General features: G+C 46.8%; 14 protein-coding genes. 8 read left to right on the top strand and 6 right to left on the bottom strand.

Annotated features, from left to right (window positions below):
• The 4 genes from AC6I8U_RS21810 to AC6I8U_RS21795 all read right to left on the bottom strand — a co-directional run bounded on the left by AC6I8U_RS21810 (position 1) and on the right by AC6I8U_RS21795 (position 2,890).
• Positions 1-165, bottom strand: coding sequence for a hypothetical protein (locus tag AC6I8U_RS21810; protein ID WP_394149492.1), 165 nt, complete (start codon positions 163-165; stop codon positions 1-3).
• A gap of 121 nt (positions 166-286) precedes the next feature.
• Complete coding sequence (locus AC6I8U_RS21805) at positions 287-580, bottom strand: hypothetical protein (RefSeq protein WP_498018508.1); 294 nt, start codon at positions 578-580, stop codon at positions 287-289.
• Positions 577-1,524 carry an ankyrin repeat domain-containing protein gene (locus AC6I8U_RS21800; RefSeq protein WP_498018507.1) on the bottom strand — a complete coding sequence of 316 codons (948 nt, stop codon included), beginning with the start codon at positions 1,522-1,524 and terminating at the stop codon, positions 577-579. The genes AC6I8U_RS21805 and AC6I8U_RS21800 overlap by 4 nt, the downstream gene beginning before the upstream one ends.
• 340 nt (positions 1,525-1,864) lie before the next feature.
• Positions 1,865-2,890, bottom strand: a complete 1,026-nt coding sequence (locus AC6I8U_RS21795) for an arginine deiminase-related protein (RefSeq protein ID WP_394149495.1) — start codon at positions 2,888-2,890, stop codon at positions 1,865-1,867.
• 467 nt (positions 2,891-3,357) lie between these two features.
• Between AC6I8U_RS21795 and AC6I8U_RS21790 the strand changes: the two genes are divergently transcribed.
• The 6 genes from AC6I8U_RS21790 (at position 3,358) to maiA (ending at position 11,100) form a co-directional block, all read left to right on the top strand.
• A complete protein-coding gene (locus AC6I8U_RS21790; protein ID WP_394149497.1) occupies positions 3,358-5,211 on the top strand; it encodes an ABC transporter ATP-binding protein in 1,854 nt (617 codons plus the stop codon).
• 192 nt (positions 5,212-5,403) lie between these two features.
• Positions 5,404-6,825 carry an anaerobic C4-dicarboxylate transporter gene (locus tag AC6I8U_RS21785; RefSeq protein ID WP_234496150.1) on the top strand — a complete coding sequence of 474 codons (1,422 nt, stop codon included), beginning with the start codon at positions 5,404-5,406 and terminating at the stop codon, positions 6,823-6,825.
• A 402-nt stretch (positions 6,826-7,227) separates the two neighbouring features.
• Positions 7,228-8,313: a 4-hydroxyphenylpyruvate dioxygenase gene (gene hppD / locus AC6I8U_RS21780; RefSeq protein ID WP_498018506.1), complete on the top strand. Its 1,086-nt coding sequence runs from the start codon at positions 7,228-7,230 to the stop codon at positions 8,311-8,313.
• Positions 8,306-9,439, top strand: coding sequence for a homogentisate 1,2-dioxygenase (locus AC6I8U_RS21775; protein ID WP_498018505.1), 1,134 nt, complete (start codon positions 8,306-8,308; stop codon positions 9,437-9,439). The genes hppD and AC6I8U_RS21775 overlap by 8 nt, the downstream gene beginning before the upstream one ends.
• Position 9,440: 1 nt before the next feature.
• Entirely contained in the window at positions 9,441-10,457 is a 1,017-nt protein-coding gene (locus AC6I8U_RS21770; protein ID WP_498018504.1) for a fumarylacetoacetate hydrolase family protein, read from the top strand.
• Entirely contained in the window at positions 10,402-11,100 is a 699-nt protein-coding gene (gene maiA, locus AC6I8U_RS21765) for a maleylacetoacetate isomerase (RefSeq protein ID WP_498019626.1), read from the top strand. The genes AC6I8U_RS21770 and maiA overlap by 56 nt, the downstream gene beginning before the upstream one ends.
• 41 nt (positions 11,101-11,141) lie before the next feature.
• Here maiA and AC6I8U_RS21760 read toward each other — a convergent pair whose 3' ends face one another.
• Complete coding sequence (locus AC6I8U_RS21760; RefSeq protein WP_498018503.1) at positions 11,142-11,714, bottom strand: acyl-CoA thioesterase; 573 nt, start codon at positions 11,712-11,714, stop codon at positions 11,142-11,144.
• 198 nt (positions 11,715-11,912) lie between these two features.
• Here AC6I8U_RS21760 and AC6I8U_RS21755 point away from each other — a divergent pair, with 198 nt between their 5' ends.
• The gene (locus tag AC6I8U_RS21755) at positions 11,913-12,311 is read left to right on the top strand and encodes a PPC domain-containing DNA-binding protein (RefSeq protein ID WP_498019625.1); all 399 of its coding nucleotides are present in this window, start codon (positions 11,913-11,915) and stop codon (positions 12,309-12,311) included.
• Between the two features lie 40 nt (positions 12,312-12,351).
• Here AC6I8U_RS21755 and AC6I8U_RS21750 read toward each other — a convergent pair whose 3' ends face one another.
• Entirely contained in the window at positions 12,352-14,946 is a 2,595-nt protein-coding gene (locus tag AC6I8U_RS21750) for a cellulose-binding domain-containing protein (RefSeq protein WP_498018502.1), read from the bottom strand.
• 398 nt (positions 14,947-15,344) lie between these two features.
• Here AC6I8U_RS21750 and AC6I8U_RS21745 point away from each other — a divergent pair, with 398 nt between their 5' ends.
• Positions 15,345-15,581, top strand: coding sequence for a hypothetical protein (locus AC6I8U_RS21745; protein ID WP_498019624.1), 237 nt, complete (start codon positions 15,345-15,347; stop codon positions 15,579-15,581).
• Positions 15,582-15,641: the final 60 nt, after the last annotated feature.

The following is a 15,641-nucleotide window of genomic DNA, read 5'->3' as shown; positions in this document are numbered from 1 at the left end:
CTAGAGCGCTCTAACGATACGGTCAAACTCATACTCCAAATCGCGGGCAATCATTCGAATATGATGGAAAACATCGAACCCTAAGATGTTTTCCAACTCTCTTGGATGTTGACTCGCGATCACCAGCCCAAGAACAAGCAATAGATACGTGACTAACCTACTCAATTGATATCCTTATCTTTTTTGAGGTTAAAATTGCATTCACTATTGAATGGCAACTCAATAAGTTAGTCTAAAAAAACTAGAGCAAATGTCCAATCTATTTGAGAATAAAACCTGTTCCCGGTTAAACACAGAGCATGCTGCGAATGATATAGTGCGCCTCCGAGAGCATAGCCTCATCCCCAGAACATATGACATCGAGCGGTTTCTTACCTTCAAAGAAAACACTCTTCGATGGCTGCTTCAAAAAACTAATTTTGCGAGACAAGTCCGGATACAACATCTGCAAGCACTCCTCAATTCCCGCAATGTGCTCCCCCTGTGACTCTAAATTGCCGCTATCGACAACGTTTTGTATTTGTTGAGGGCTCGCTCCCCAAGATTGCAATATCGAGATGATGCGCTCGCCTTTACTCATTTTGCCTCCAACAAGTCAACGATATCTTGGTATTGATATTCTCTCGCAAGCTCGAGCGGTGTTTTGCCATCAAAGCTCACTAACTCTGTATTTGCACCTGCTTCGATCAGTACTTTTGCAGCCTCGGTATGACCGTGCCAAACAGCGTCGTGCAACGGCGTATAGCCGTTATTAGGGCCTTGAGCATTCAAAGTTTCTTTGAATCCAGGGTACTGTGCTAACAGTTTTATTGCGTTGGTTCTGCCGTTATATGCCGCTTTATGGAGCGGGATTGCCTTCATGTAATGATCGGGGATCGTCTGATCACCACCGTGCTCCATCAGAATATTCAAAGATTCGACCAAACCATCTCGAGCAGCAACCATTACCGCAGTGTGTTCGTCATTGCCAGAGGCTGTAACCGCAGACGGCGCATTTAACGACGACCAGTCTTCAAGTGCATTTAGCTTTGCCGCTTTTTGCTTATCTGACAGCGCTGAATCAGTGACAATTTGATAGGCACTTAGTGAAGAGTCGTACTGCGAACGACGTGCGCTGTAGTCGATAAAGATCTGCTTAAGTTGGTTAGCTTGTTGCATACCAAACTTGTCTTCCTCGCTAGCGCCGAACTCGGTCAGATCAGCCGCTTTTAGCCCAAACGTTGAAATTATTTCACTATTAATTAAAGGCTGAGCAAGCAGCGCTGTTACCACCTCTGGCTTACGATGCCAAACCGCCACCATCAGAGGCGTCACACCATGTTTTGGCGTTTGTAAGTTGATAAACGCTCCGGCATCAATCAATGCCAACGCCCACTTTGCCGACGACTGCTGCGACGCAATGTGAAGCGGTGAGTTACCCATTTCACTATCCAACTGATTCACGTCAGCACCTTGTTCAATCAGCGCGATAAAGGTGTCGTAGTCACCAGAAATAATCGATTGATGGAGTTTCGGTAAGTTCATCTCAGCCTCACTTGGGATGTGTCGTTTCGGTGGAGTTAGTATCGACCATTCTTTCGTTAACTTGTAGCACTCAATTAATCACCATTAAGATAACCATTAGTTAATGAGATGACGTCTAACTCTATTGCTCACCTTCATTCTAGTTGCTAAAACAACAGTTTCACTATACCGACACGAATACTGGGAATCTCAGCTACCGCTATAGTTAAGACTGAAATCAGGCGAGAAAAGTAATGGAGTTTTATTTAACGAACGTCAGAATGCTCGTTTGATTATCTGGTTCGAAAAATTAAGAGAAAGGATAACAATCAGCCCATAGAATGGGCTGATTAGGGGGCATCTATAACGCTTGGGAGCGAGTCGGCAAGAAGACTTCACCCAACATACATCGAACGCTTCCACCACCAATACTTTCTATGGTAGATACGTCAAATGGCAGTAATTTCCCGTGGGTGGCAAGCTGCTGTTTTTGAGCGGGAGTAAAGGCGTTAAAGGCCGATTGCGACATGGCAATCACCTTATCACCATTCACCGTCTCCAATTGCAGAATGTTGCCGCAGAATTGGTTTACTTGCTCAAGGCTTATATCAATAACCTGTTTACTGTTCGCAAGTGACTTAACCACAAAACGCCTCTCGTATTCAGGGATGACCTCTGAACATATCACCGCAAAGTACTCACCGATCGCCATCATCACGTTGGTGTGATAGATAGGCTGTCCTGATGGAAGTGCTGTCTGGAAGGAAACCACTCGATGGTAACCAATGCGTTTAGCGTAATCCTCGAGCGCTTCACGCTCACAGCGTTGAGATAGTGCCGCATAGATGGTTTTGTTGATGTGGTCTTTCACCATAACGCCAGTGCTTTCTAGAAACGCGCCCTGGTCAATATACCCAAGCAGATTATCTGTCGAAACCACCTGCCTACCCGCGGCGTTTAAGCTGCTTATCAGTGCATCAGGTCTCACCTCTCGCTGGCGATTCTCACAGGCCATTGGGAAGGTAAAGAACGCACCATCATGGGTCGTGCTAAACCAGTTATTCGGAAACACAGCATCCGGCGTTTCTTTGGCTTCAGACGGGTAGTCAAACTCTACTACTTGCACGCCTTCTTTACGAAGCCCTTCAACCATAGCGTTGAACTCAGACATCGCTTTTTGCTTCACTGAACTCGCATCAAGGTCAACTTGATGCTGAAATTCATTGTCCGCGGCGGTCTCTGCGTTAAAGCCAAACTCTTTCGGCGGTACCATAACCACACAATTGGCGTTTTGAACCGACTTCCCTACTCGGACTACTTTACTTTGGTTGATTTCGTCTTGGTCGATAAAACTGAGATCGCTGCGTGCTGTCATTCCGTGATTCATAGAACATCCACTTAACTAGAAATGTTTTCAACAATCCTTAGATTGTAAATAACGTGTTAAATATTAATTTACTGAATACTGAATTGAATCACAGAGTAAACAAGAATGTTTACTGCTAGATGACAGGAAAACCGCAAATCTTCCTGCACAAAAGTCAGGCATAAATGAAAAATATGCACCAAATTGTGGATTATTATTCCGAGTGACCACGAAAATAAGGTGTTTATCTTCGGCAGTTATTGAGAGAGGTGGTTAAAAGCTATACACTTGTCATCATCTGATTCGTCAGATCTCTTTCATGTGTTCTAACCTGCGAAACGGAACATTCGCTATGTAAAATCAAAACAATAACGCTCTTACTATTTACTCTAATCCCATGACTTCAAAAGCGGATTGGAGGTTTTCTTGTCTCTTCTTGAAAGTGCCCCTTTAAAACTGAGGCACTTTACAACGTTACTAGGTGAATCATGTTTAAACGCTTTGAAAAATTTACCGAAGCTTTTCCAAAGCAAGATCCTGAGAAGCCGCCAGAGGGCATACTCGCTTTCTGTCGTTACTACACTCGGGGCTTTGAAAAGCCCATTATTCTAATGTCACTGTTCTCGACCGTCATTGCGATCGCAGAGGTGATGCTGTTTGGCTTTATGGGTCAAATAGTCGATTGGTTGACAGCGAGCGACCCGCAAACCTTCTTGTCTGAAAACGGACACACCCTGTTTTGGGTCGGCTTTTGTGTGCTTGTGGTACTGCCTACCATTCTATTAATCGCATCCTTGTTGGTGCACCAGACTCTGCTTGGCAACTACCCAATGGCGATCCGTTGGCAGGCACACCGTTACCTGCTTAAGCAAAGTCTCTCCTTCTATCAAGATGACTTCGCAGGACGTATTGCAACTAAGGTGATGCAAACCGCACTCGCCGTTCGCGAGACCGTGATGAAAACGGCTGACGTGTTTGTTTATGTGTCGGTCTACTTCACATCGATCTTAGTGATGCTGGCTGCAGCGGATTGGCGACTCATGATGCCGATGCTGGTTTGGCTTTGTGCCTACATCGGCATTCAAATCTACTTTGTGCCTAAACTGAAAAAGGTCGCGACGGAGCAAGCGGATGCCCGCTCAACCATGACAGGACGCATCGTCGATAGCTATACCAATATCTCTACTGTCAAACTCTTCTCGCACACCGATCGTGAGACCGAGTATGCCGAGAAAGGTATGAAGGGATTCTTGGATACGGTCTATCGTCAAATGCGCTTGGTGACAGGTTTTGATGTCGCTGTTGAGTTTACCAACTATGTATTGCTGTTTACGGTTACCTCTATCTCTATCTATCTTTGGATGGATGGTGCTATCTCAGTCGGTGCGATCGCGATTGCGATTGGTTTGGCGTTACGTATCAATGGTATGTCGATGTGGATCATGTGGGAAGTCGGTGCCCTGTTTGAAAACATGGGTACGGTTGTGGACGGCATGAAAACGCTCTCGAAGCCCATTGATATTAAAGATGAAAAGGACGCGAAGCCTATCGTTGTTGACCAAGGCGGTATCGACTTTGATGACGTGAGTTTCCACTATGGTGAAAACAAAGGGGTAATCAGTAATCTTAATCTGAACATCAAGCCGGGTGAGAAAGTTGGCTTGGTTGGGCGTTCGGGTGCGGGTAAGTCAACGCTTGTGAACCTGCTTCTGCGTTTCCACGATGTAGAAGGGGGCAATATTCGCATTGATGGGCAGTCAATCTCAAAAGTGACTCAAGACTCGCTGCGAAGCAAGATTGGTATGGTGACACAAGATACGTCACTGCTGCACCGTTCTATTCGCGACAACATCTTGTATGGTAAGCCAGATGCAAGCGAAGAAGAGCTGCTTGCGGCAACCAAACAAGCGCATGCACATGAGTTTATCGAAACGCTTACCGACCCGTTCGGCAACGAGGGCTATGACGCTCAGGTTGGTGAACGAGGCGTTAAGCTTTCCGGAGGTCAGCGCCAGCGTATAGCCATTTCACGAGTGCTACTCAAGAATGCGCCGATACTGATTTTGGATGAAGCCACCTCAGCGCTCGACTCCGAGGTAGAAGCCGCTATTCAAGAGAGTCTAAACGAACTCATGGAAGGCAAAACGGTCATCGCTATCGCTCACCGCCTGTCTACCATCGCTGCAATGGACCGCCTTATCGTACTTGATAAAGGCGAAGTCATCGAGCAAGGCAGCCATAAGGAACTGGTGGAACTAGGCGGGGTGTATGCCCAACTTTGGGCGCACCAGACCGGCGGCTTTATTGGCGCTGAAGACAAAGACGATAGCAACGTCGCGTAGACTGAAAAGCGGAGCCACATGGCTCCGCTTTTTTATTTCATTTCAATCACATATATGACAATCCAGCAACAATGTGACCTTGTGTAGAAATTTGCACACTCGTTTAAATATGGGCGATTTTCCGTATCTAGATCAGTATTTGATACTGCATACGGGCGCATGATAACTCTGTCGCTATTAAAAGGAGTTGTTATGTTTTATGTTCACATGCTGCTGCTTCTGGCAGTCATTTTTGTAGGTATACGCTACGGCGGTATCGCCTTCGGTTTATTGGGCGGTCTCGGCGTTTCTATTCTTAGTTTCTTCTTTGGTATTGCTCCCGGGACGCCACCTATTGGCGTTATGCTCATTATTCTTGCGGTTGTTGCAGCTTCCGCAACGCTTGAAGCAACAGGCGGTCTAAAACTACTCGTTCAATACGCTGAAAAATTGCTTCGTAAGCACCCATCTAAAGTGGTTTTCCTTGGTCCTCTTTGTACCTATTCACTGACTGTGATGGTCGGTACAGGTCACTCGGTATATCCACTGCTACCCGTTATTTACGATGTAAGTATCAAGCGCGGTATTCGTCCTGAACGCCCTATGGCGATTGCAACGGTTGCCTCGCAAATGGGGATCACTGCAAGCCCTATCGCAGCGGCAGCAGCCGTGGTCATGGCAACAGCAGCGACTAACAACCTTGATATCACCTTAGGCCAAGTGTTAATGGTGACCATTCCTGCCACCCTTACAGGCGTCTTAATTGCGGCAACTTGGAGCTTAAAACGCGGTAAAGAGCTGAACGATGATCCTGAGTTCCTTGAGCGTATGAAAGATCCTCAGTTTAAAGCGCAGCTTATCGATACCAGCGAAGCGAGTACAGGTGAAGCTGGAATGAAGGAAAACCAGACAGCAAAACGCGGTCTTACTGTTTTCTTACTGGGTATTCTGACCGTTATCTGTGTGGCGATGTTTGGTAAAGATCTTGGTTTATTACCAGACGGTGTGAGCACATCTACCGCCCTACAATTCTTAATGCTGTCGGTCGGTGCGATTATTTTGCTCACTACCAACGTTGACCCTAAAAAAATCGTCAACACCAACGTGTTCATTGCCGGTATGAGCGCGGTCATCATCATCTTTGGTATCGCTTGGATGAGTGACACCATCATCGCTTACAACAAGCCTTACATCATCAGTTTGGTTGAGGACGTAGTAAAGTCGCACCCATGGACCTTCGCGATCGCTATGTACGTTTCTTCTGTGTTCCTTAAGAGCCAAGCTGCCGTGCTAACCATTATGCTACCTCTCGGTTTTGCACTGGGCATTCCAGCGGAAGTCCTGATTGGTGTACTTCCTGCTTGTTACGCTTACTACTTCTTCCCATTCTACCCATCAGACCTTGCTGCCATTACCTTTGACCGCTCTGGTACCACTAAGATTGGTAAATATATCCTTAACCATAGCTTCCTGATCCCTGGGTTCATTGGGGTAATTACCGCCACGGCTATTGGTTATGCAATATCGACAGGCGTGCTTCCTATCTGGTTATGGGCAATCGCCGTTGCTGGTCTTGCATTTGCTGTAAACAGCTACATGAATCGCTTGAGCAGTGAGACGCTAAAACTGGCGTAAAAGTGCAACCAAAAACGCGATAACAAGTGGAGTCGGACAAACGACTCCACTTTTTTTATTCTTAATGCTCCCCGTTTCAGAGAAACTAGTGCGCAGCTAATTGGGTGTACAATAAGGTTTACTTTTTTAACATTTCATTTACACCAGCATCCTGCAATTCTTTCACGCGCCAACGCTTTGCTTTCTTTTTATTTCAACAAGTTAATTGGCTGATGTTCTCAACATTAGCCGTGACATTTTCTTTGTAGCAAATTTGTTACAGGAACAACCCTCTGACTGCATTTTTGTCTAACGCTTTGACCCTATTCCCTTTTCTCTCAACTTTGCTCAAATTTAAGTCATGTCCCCTACAACAAGGTCTTCCAACGAAGGAGACCGTCTTATTATCAAAAGGAAATGACCATGACTATCAACTTCAACCCTCTTGGAACCGATGGCTTTGAATTCGTTGAGTACACTGCAGCAACGGATGACGGTATCAACGATCTGAAACGTCTGTTCGACTCGCTAGGGTTTGCCGAAATTGCCAAGCATCGTTCAAAAGAAGCCTGGCTCTATCGTCAAGGCGATATCAACTTCATTGTTAATGCTCAGCCTCACAGCCAAGCTGAGGAGTTCGCACGTATTCATGGTCCTTCGGTTTGTGGCATGGCTTTTCGAGTCGAAGACGCAGCGAAAGCGATGGCGCATGCGTTAGAGAATGGTGGTGAGCAGTTTATCACCGAGATTGGTCCCATGGAGCTGAGCATCCCCGCGATTTACGGCATTGGTGAGAGCCTACTTTACTTTGTAGACCGTTATGGAAGCAGCAGCATCTATGATGTGGATTTTAAGTTCTACCCAGATGCACAAAAACGCCTAGCTGAGCAAGATGTCGGGCTCTATGAATTGGACCACCTTACTCACAACGTAAAACAAGGCAACATGGATGTTTGGTCGGGCTTCTACGAACGCATTGGTAACTTTCGAGAAATTCGCTACTTCGACATCGAGGGCAAACTCACTGGACTTGTCAGCCGCGCAATGACGGCTCCATGTGGCAAAATCCGCATCCCTATCAACGAATCTTCAGACGACAAGTCGCAAATCGAAGAGTTCATCCGAGAGTACAACGGCGAAGGCATTCAGCACATCGCGTTAACCACAGATGACATCTATCAGACCGTACAAACACTGCGTGATCGCGGCATGGACTTTATGCCGACGCCAGATACCTACTATGAAAAAGTCGACGCTCGTGTCAAAGGTCATGGTGAGGATGTAAGCCGTCTGCAAGATCTGCGCATTCTTATCGATGGCGCACCAATGAAGGATGGCATCTTACTGCAGATCTTTACTCAAACCGTCATTGGTCCGGTGTTCTTCGAAATCATTCAACGCAAAGGCAACGAAGGGTTTGGGGAAGGTAACTTTAAAGCGCTATTCGAATCGATAGAAGAAGACCAGATCCGCCGCGGCGTATTGAACGAGGTGACCGACGATGCGTAAATGGCCAACGTTCCCTCATCGCGAGGGAACCTATTCGAAACAGGCTCATGCGGATTTCCCTGAAGAGGCGATCTATGAGCGTGAGGCTGGTCGCGAGGGCTTCTTTGGGCCAGCTAGCCACTTCCACCACCAGCATGCACCAACGGGGTGGTCTGAATGGGAAGGTGAGCTCAAACCACGTGCCTTTAATCTCAATCACATTGAATCAGCACATCAACAAATACCATGGACAGCGCCAACCGTGCTTGAGAATCGCGAATGTAAAGTCCGCATTTGGAAGGTCGCTGAAAACATGCCAGGGCTTGTTCGCAACGGAGATGGTGATGAGCTTCTGTTCATACACCAAGGAAGTGCTGACCTTTACTGTGATTATGGGCACCTTTCGGTAACGGAAGGGGACTATGTCTTGATTCCTCGATCGACAAATTGGCGCCTAGAGCCCAAAGCACCGATGTTTGTCTTAATGATAGAAAATACCGGCGCCGCTTATGCATTGCCAGAAAAAGGCATCGTCGGTCAACACGCGGTTTTTGACCCCGCGGTACTCGAAGCACCTTCGATCAATGATGAGTTCAAGGCGCAATATAGCGAGGAGCAAACCAAGGTTTTCCTCAAGCGTGCAAACAGGATGAATACCATCACCTATCCATTCAATCCTCTTGATGCGATTGGTTGGCACGGTGACCTTTCAGTGCTCAAGTTAAATTGGCGCGACATCAGACCGTTAATGTCTCACCGCTATCACCTACCACCTTCAGCACATACCACCTTTGTGGGTAACGGGTTTGTAGTATGCACCTTTGTACCAAGGCCGATAGAGAGCGATCCGGGTGCACTTAAGGTGCCGTTCTATCACAACAATGATGATTACGACGAGGTATTGTTTTACCACGCAGGCGATTTTTTCAGTCGCGACAACATCGAAGCAGGCATGATGACGTTTCATCCCGCGGGTTTTACTCACGGACCGCACCCAAAAGCTTTCCAAGCTGGGCTTGAAGCGAAGAAGACCTTCACCGATGAAGTCGCCGTGATGATCGATACCCGTAACGCGTTGGAACACACCTCCGCTGCCGCTGACGTTGAGAACAGCGAGTACGTCTACAGCTGGAAAGTAGGGAAATAGTATGAAATTAGCCACACTCAAAAACAACACACGTGACGGTCAGCTTGTGGTCGTCAGTCGTGATTTAAGCCAATGTATTGCAGTACCCGATATTGCCCAAACTTTGCAAAATGCGCTCGATAATTGGGAGCAAGCGAAGCCCCTTCTGGAGGAAGTCTATATCGGCCTAAACCAAGGCATTTTGCTGCAAGCACTTCCCTTTGAGCAAACTCAATGTGAATCACCGTTGCCCCGTGCCTATCAGTGGGCAGATGGCTCCGCGTACGTAAACCATGTAGAGCTGGTTCGAAAAGCACGCGGGGCTGAAATGCCTGACAGTTTCTGGACTGACCCGCTCATGTATCAAGGTGGATCCGACGCATTTTTGGCACCACGTGACCCTATCGTCATGGAAAGTGAAGAGTGGGGAATCGATTTTGAGGGTGAAGTTGCCGTAGTAACTGGCGATGTGTCCATGGGAAGCAAAGCAGAAGAGGTTCAAGATTCCATTCGCTTACTCATGCTGGTTAACGACGTTTCCTTGCGAGGTCTAATTCCAGCAGAGCTTGGCAAAGGCTTTGGATTCTTCCAATCTAAGCCGTCGTCAGCATTCTCTCCTGTCGCCATCACACCGGATGAACTTGGCGATGCTTGGCAAGAGTCCAAAGTACATCTGCCATTGGTTTCTGACTACAACCGCGAGCCTTTTGGTCACCCTAACGCAGGGGTGGATATGACCTTTAACTTTGCAGAATTAGTCGCGCACGCGGCGAAAACAAGGCCTCTGTCGGCCGGCACAATAGTAGGGTCGGGCACCGTTTCCAATAAACAAGGAACCGAGTATGGCACCTCAATCGAAGAAGGTGGCGTCGGCTATTCGTGTATAGCGGAGCGAAGGATGATTGAAACCATTCGCGATGGTCAACCCACCACAGCATTTATGCGCTTCGGGGATACCATCAAGATAGAGATGTTCGATGACAATGGCGACTCGATATTTGGCGCCATTGAGCAAACCGTGGAATCGTACCGAGGGTAGCTATTTGATTCTCTATGATTATTGGCGCTCCTCTGCTGCTTATCGAGTCAGGATTGCGCTTAACCTTAAAAACATCGCCTATCAATCAGTGCCAGTAAACTTAATTAAAGATGGGGGCGAGCAGCATCGGCCTCCCTTTAATCAACTGAACCCAAATGAACTGGTTCCTGTACTGATTGATGGAGACGTTGAGCTCAACCAATCTCTCACCATCATAGATTATCTGGATGCCCACTACCCAGAGCCTAGGCTGGTGCCACGTGATGAACGACTTCGATACCAAGTGACTGCGCTGGCACAAGATATTGCCATCGACATTCATCCAATCAACAATCTACGAGTGATTCAGCATCTCAGTAAGACGTTCGGAATTGATGATGACGGTAAGCAAGAATGGATGCGACACTGGATCAATACAGGCTTTAGCGCGCTCGAACAAAAACTGACTGTGACGTCCGGTAGGTGTTGTGTAGCTGATGAGGTGAGCTTGGCCGATGTTTGTTTAGTTCCGCAAGTCTATAACGCTAGGCGCTTTGGCGTAGATATGTCTTCGTACCCACACATTGTGAAAATCGTGAGCCACTTACAACAGTTGGATGCCTTCGAGCAGGCTCAACCAGAGCGGCAGCCCGATGCAACTTAATGACGCAAATGTATAAGGGCTGATGACTCAGCCCTTATTGCTTACTGTTCACTTACTTGAAGCTGACTTTGCTGGGCAACATCAAGCGAGGTTGGCGGCCAAGGTCTGTGTAGCTCAGAGTCAATCCACTCTTGAACCCACATGGGTATATCCGTACTCATCTCTTTCTCACCAGCCGCCTCAATCACTTTTGATGGAGGTACAATACCTTCCTTGGAGGTCACGCCCGCTCGAATCAACACAGATGAGCACGGCGCTCCTTTCACCCACATGGATTGCTCTAAATAGAACCATTTTTCGTCAGTCGCGACGCACTGTGTTTTCATCGTTATTTTGTCGAACATTCGAACTCGTTTGCGGTAACGCACCGAGCTCCCCGCCACGACTAAGCCCCAGCGCTGCTGCTCCAGTGTTTTCATCAATCCACATTTTACCGATAGCGCCGTGCGGCCGAGGTCATAAAGCGTCAGGATGCGACCATTGTTCATCTCCATGAACATATCTATATCCCATGGATGACATCGGAACTCTATTTCGTCTTGTTGTGTATACGTGATTGCTGGCTTCTTATTAGATTGAAGAATCGTTTTGGCCAGTCTAAAAAAAGGGTACATGTTTATACTCATCTTTGAATGCTGATCTGTAACCATAGACCGGAGTTGGAATTTTTACTCTAATATGAGTGATTTTTGTGACCCAATTGGCACACAGCTACATGACTAGAAGTTATAAGCTCACCTATTAACGATGCTTTTACTACTAATAATTGATACAGTCTCCTAAGTATAGTGACCACTTCAACGTTAACCATGATGATATCGCTTATTGCTACCCGACTGACTCGCGGTCAAGATCTTAAACTCGCAATTGCTAATCTTATTAGCGAGAACAAGCTTACTGCTGGATCAATTGCCTCTTGTGTTGGTTGCCTATCGAAGGTAAACCTTCGACTTGCCGGAGCGGAGAAAACCTTATTACTTGAAGAGCCATTAGAGATTGTCTCGATAACTGGCACACTCACCTCAGATCATCAACATATTCATATTTCAGTTGCCAACCAAAATGGCGAAGTCTTGGGCGGACACCTTCTCGAAGGAAGCATCATAGATACAACTGCCGAGCTGATGATTCATCACTATCCAGAGTGCTGTTTTCATCGAGAGTATGATCAAAGCACAGGTTACAGCGAACTAGTTATCAAACAGAATTAAAAAAGGCTTCCGAATGGAAGCCTTTGATTAATGTGAACCGTTATTGTGGATTCAACCCAAGTGTTTGTAGTACTAGCTTAAAGTTGTCCTGACGCTCTTTCACTGCGTGTACCTCACCGCTCACAGGACACGTGCTATCTGGGCAACCGCGGTTAACAATACCTGACACCGCATCAATAAACTCAGTGCCCTGCAGTCCGCCATCTACGTACTTCTTCAGCTCAGTATGATAGTTCCAAGCCGCATAAGGACCACCTTCATCATTGTAGGTTTGTACTGAAGAAACCCAGTAGAACAGACCTGCTATCCATTTGATTTCACGATTCTCCTCTGAGCTACAAATCAAGCCAGGGTTTGAACAGAAATCAAGGTCAGCATAGAGAGGGTTTGCCGGCGGCGCTTCCACGACAACACCATTGACTGTCGTACCGACGGTCTCTGGATCCACATGAGAGCGCCCCATAAAGTGGTTGAGCGTACCAAAGTTTTGGCGACCAGTGGTTTGAATAACACCACGTCCCCACCAACCACAGCCTTCAACCGTTCCAGTAGTATCGCTGCCATCCCAGATGAACTTACCTGCCTTTTGACCTTCGTAAACTTTACAGTCCGCTCGCTCCCAAACTTGCTTTGAGCCATCAACTGTTGCAGGTACTTCCATACAGTGACCATCATTAGTCCAGCGACCAACGTTACCATTCACCAATAAGCCTTTTTCTGCGAGCACCGAATCTGGAGCAGCAAAAATAGGTGCTGGAGCCCCGTACCATTTGGCATTGGTCAGCGCGCTGACTTCCATCTTAGGATCGCGAGGGCAAGAATAAGGGTGATCAACACCTGTCACTGGATCCATACCATAGTCCGCGTATTTTTGACCTAGCTGTCCACAACTTGCCGTCATAGGGTAGTTAACTGGCGCGCCGTATCGTACTTCTGACCAGTTGTTCTCATCACACGCGTTGTAACGTATGGTCTCTTGCATACTTTGCGATAAGAATGCCGCAATAGCGACTTTCGCATAGATGGCATTGGTCGCATCGTCTGCGGTGTCATCAATCAACCAGAACGTATTGCCCGCAACACCCACATTGTGCATTGAGTTTAGACCCGCTAGGAAGTCCGCCCATTTATAAACTGTCGAGGGAGCCCAATTGCCCTGAGAGACTTCATATAAGAACGCTTGGTTGTTCATTGCATTCTCTGCACTCGTTAACTCGCTATTCAATGAAGCAATGCGAGTAAGTGGTCCATTGGTGATGCTCTCGCCTACGTAATAGAGAGGCACGGTTGCCGTGTTATAGGCTTCGATCTTATTGGTTAACTCAACAGTTTCAGAGTCAAACAAGATAGCAAATACATTGCTGTGTGCCGCTTTTCGAAGTTGACTGCTTGCGGTTGTCGCTCCCATAAAATAGGTGGCAGCTTGAGCCGTTGGCAACTGAGACAATAGCGCTGGCGTCTTAATATGATCAGAAACCTGTTTAACGTATTCCAGCGCGTAGTGCCACTGTTCATCAGTCAGAGCAGGTGTCGCGGCTGATTTAGTAAAGGCAATAAAATCGGCTTTATTCTGTGAGTCAGCTTGGTAAAGGGCAAAACTTGAAAGTAGATCTGCTGATTCAGAAGAAGCGGCGTTCCATACTGCTCGCTTGCCAGAATAAGTATTGTAAGCAAAGTCACCAATAGTTAATGTCCAACCGAAGGTTGCTTGAGGGGCTAGCGATGAGAGGACGAGATTATGAGCCTGTGCCAGACCTTGTGCATCATCAGTAAGCGAATTGATGTCGTTAATGTCGATTTGGCTCGATGTCGAGCTGACTGCAGCGGTCAATGCCTCTTTAACTGCGATGACACCAAGTGCTTGACCTTTGTCTGCACTTGCTACGTCGAGAAGATCGCTGCTAATGATGATGGAAGTCGAACCCGCTGAACTCGCCTCGTTAATCAAAGTAACAAAGGCATTGGTAAGTGCTGTCGTATCTGCCAATGACTGACTACCTACACCAGTCACCATTGTGCGTGATGGTGCCTCTAATGTAGCAGGACTTGCGACTACAAAATGATTTGGCCATCCACTCACCTCTAAGCGAACAGGGTCTAGAGGGTTTGGCAAGGATACTGCCGTTCCAGAACCGCCACCTGAGCCCGCGTCATCACAGGCAACATGGAGAGTCCAACTGCCATCACTACCCGGCAAAGACGATGTCCACCAGTTCGCCTTATACGCAGAGTTGTCATTCACCATGATGTCACCCGCGTTCGCGTGGTCACCTTGGGTCCAATTTGGGTAGACGTTGAAGTCAGCACATACACCGTCAGAAGGTCCAGGATCTGGGCTTGGGTCTGGCGTAGGATCAGGAGTTGGGTCCGGTGTAGGGTCTGGATTCGGATCCGGCGTTGGGTCTGGCGCTGTCCCACTGACCAGTTTCCATGGCGAGTCCCACTCATTAGCGTAAGTATCGGTTGGACTTTGTCCTACTCCGACCCACCATTTCGCTTCGTAAATAGCCCCATCCACTGTGACCTGTGTCCCACCTGCATAAGATTGAGTTGCATCGTACGGTTCAGCAGCGAGTAACTGCCCACTTAACACAATGCAGACCAAAGAGGTCGCTATCTTGTTCATCCTAAACATATTTTTACCTTCTCTAGTAGGGTACTGTCTTTTAAAAACATCGATATCAATCAACTCATATGATGTTCAATAGATAATTGCCAGTTAAAAATATGTTAACACTCAGAATGGGCAGCATCAGATAATCTGCCTAAAAAGACACTTAATTGCGGCTGATTTCACACAAGATTTGTAACTATTCAGGTTGTTATTTTCTTTTTTAAAATAAGCCTTCCAAATTTAGAACAAGAATGGCGATGGATGATCGAAGCAAAACCTTCGATTTAGGCACTATCACCTCTCTCAAAAAATGCCAATCAGTGCGCCTAGTTGCAATAAAGCTGTCACAGTTCCTGTTTATCTTGCCTCTCGACCTTACAACAACATCCCCCTTTAATGTTCTGATTCAAAGAGTCAAAATGAACCAGCTTAAACACCCCACAGATGCAACCATTATTCGTCTGCTTCAGCAGCAAGGCTGCATTAAAAGCGAAGCTCGCCAGAGACTTAAACGAGATGTCTACCAACTCGATAAAGACCAGATATCTAAAGTACAAAACTATGCTGAGCATTTTGGTATTAATGCGAAGGAGAAGCTAATAGATGAAATTTTGGATCTCAGAAGAGAGAGATTAATTTCTCATTTGTCGAAATAGCGTTCAGTTGACTACATGCTTTCTTGACTTTACCCTAGGGGTAACCTTTATAGTTACTAT

It is taken from the genome of Vibrio sp. KUL80 (assembly GCF_059725495.1).
Note: the sequence above shows the minus strand (reverse complement) of the source record. Positions and strands in the feature narration are given on the sequence as shown.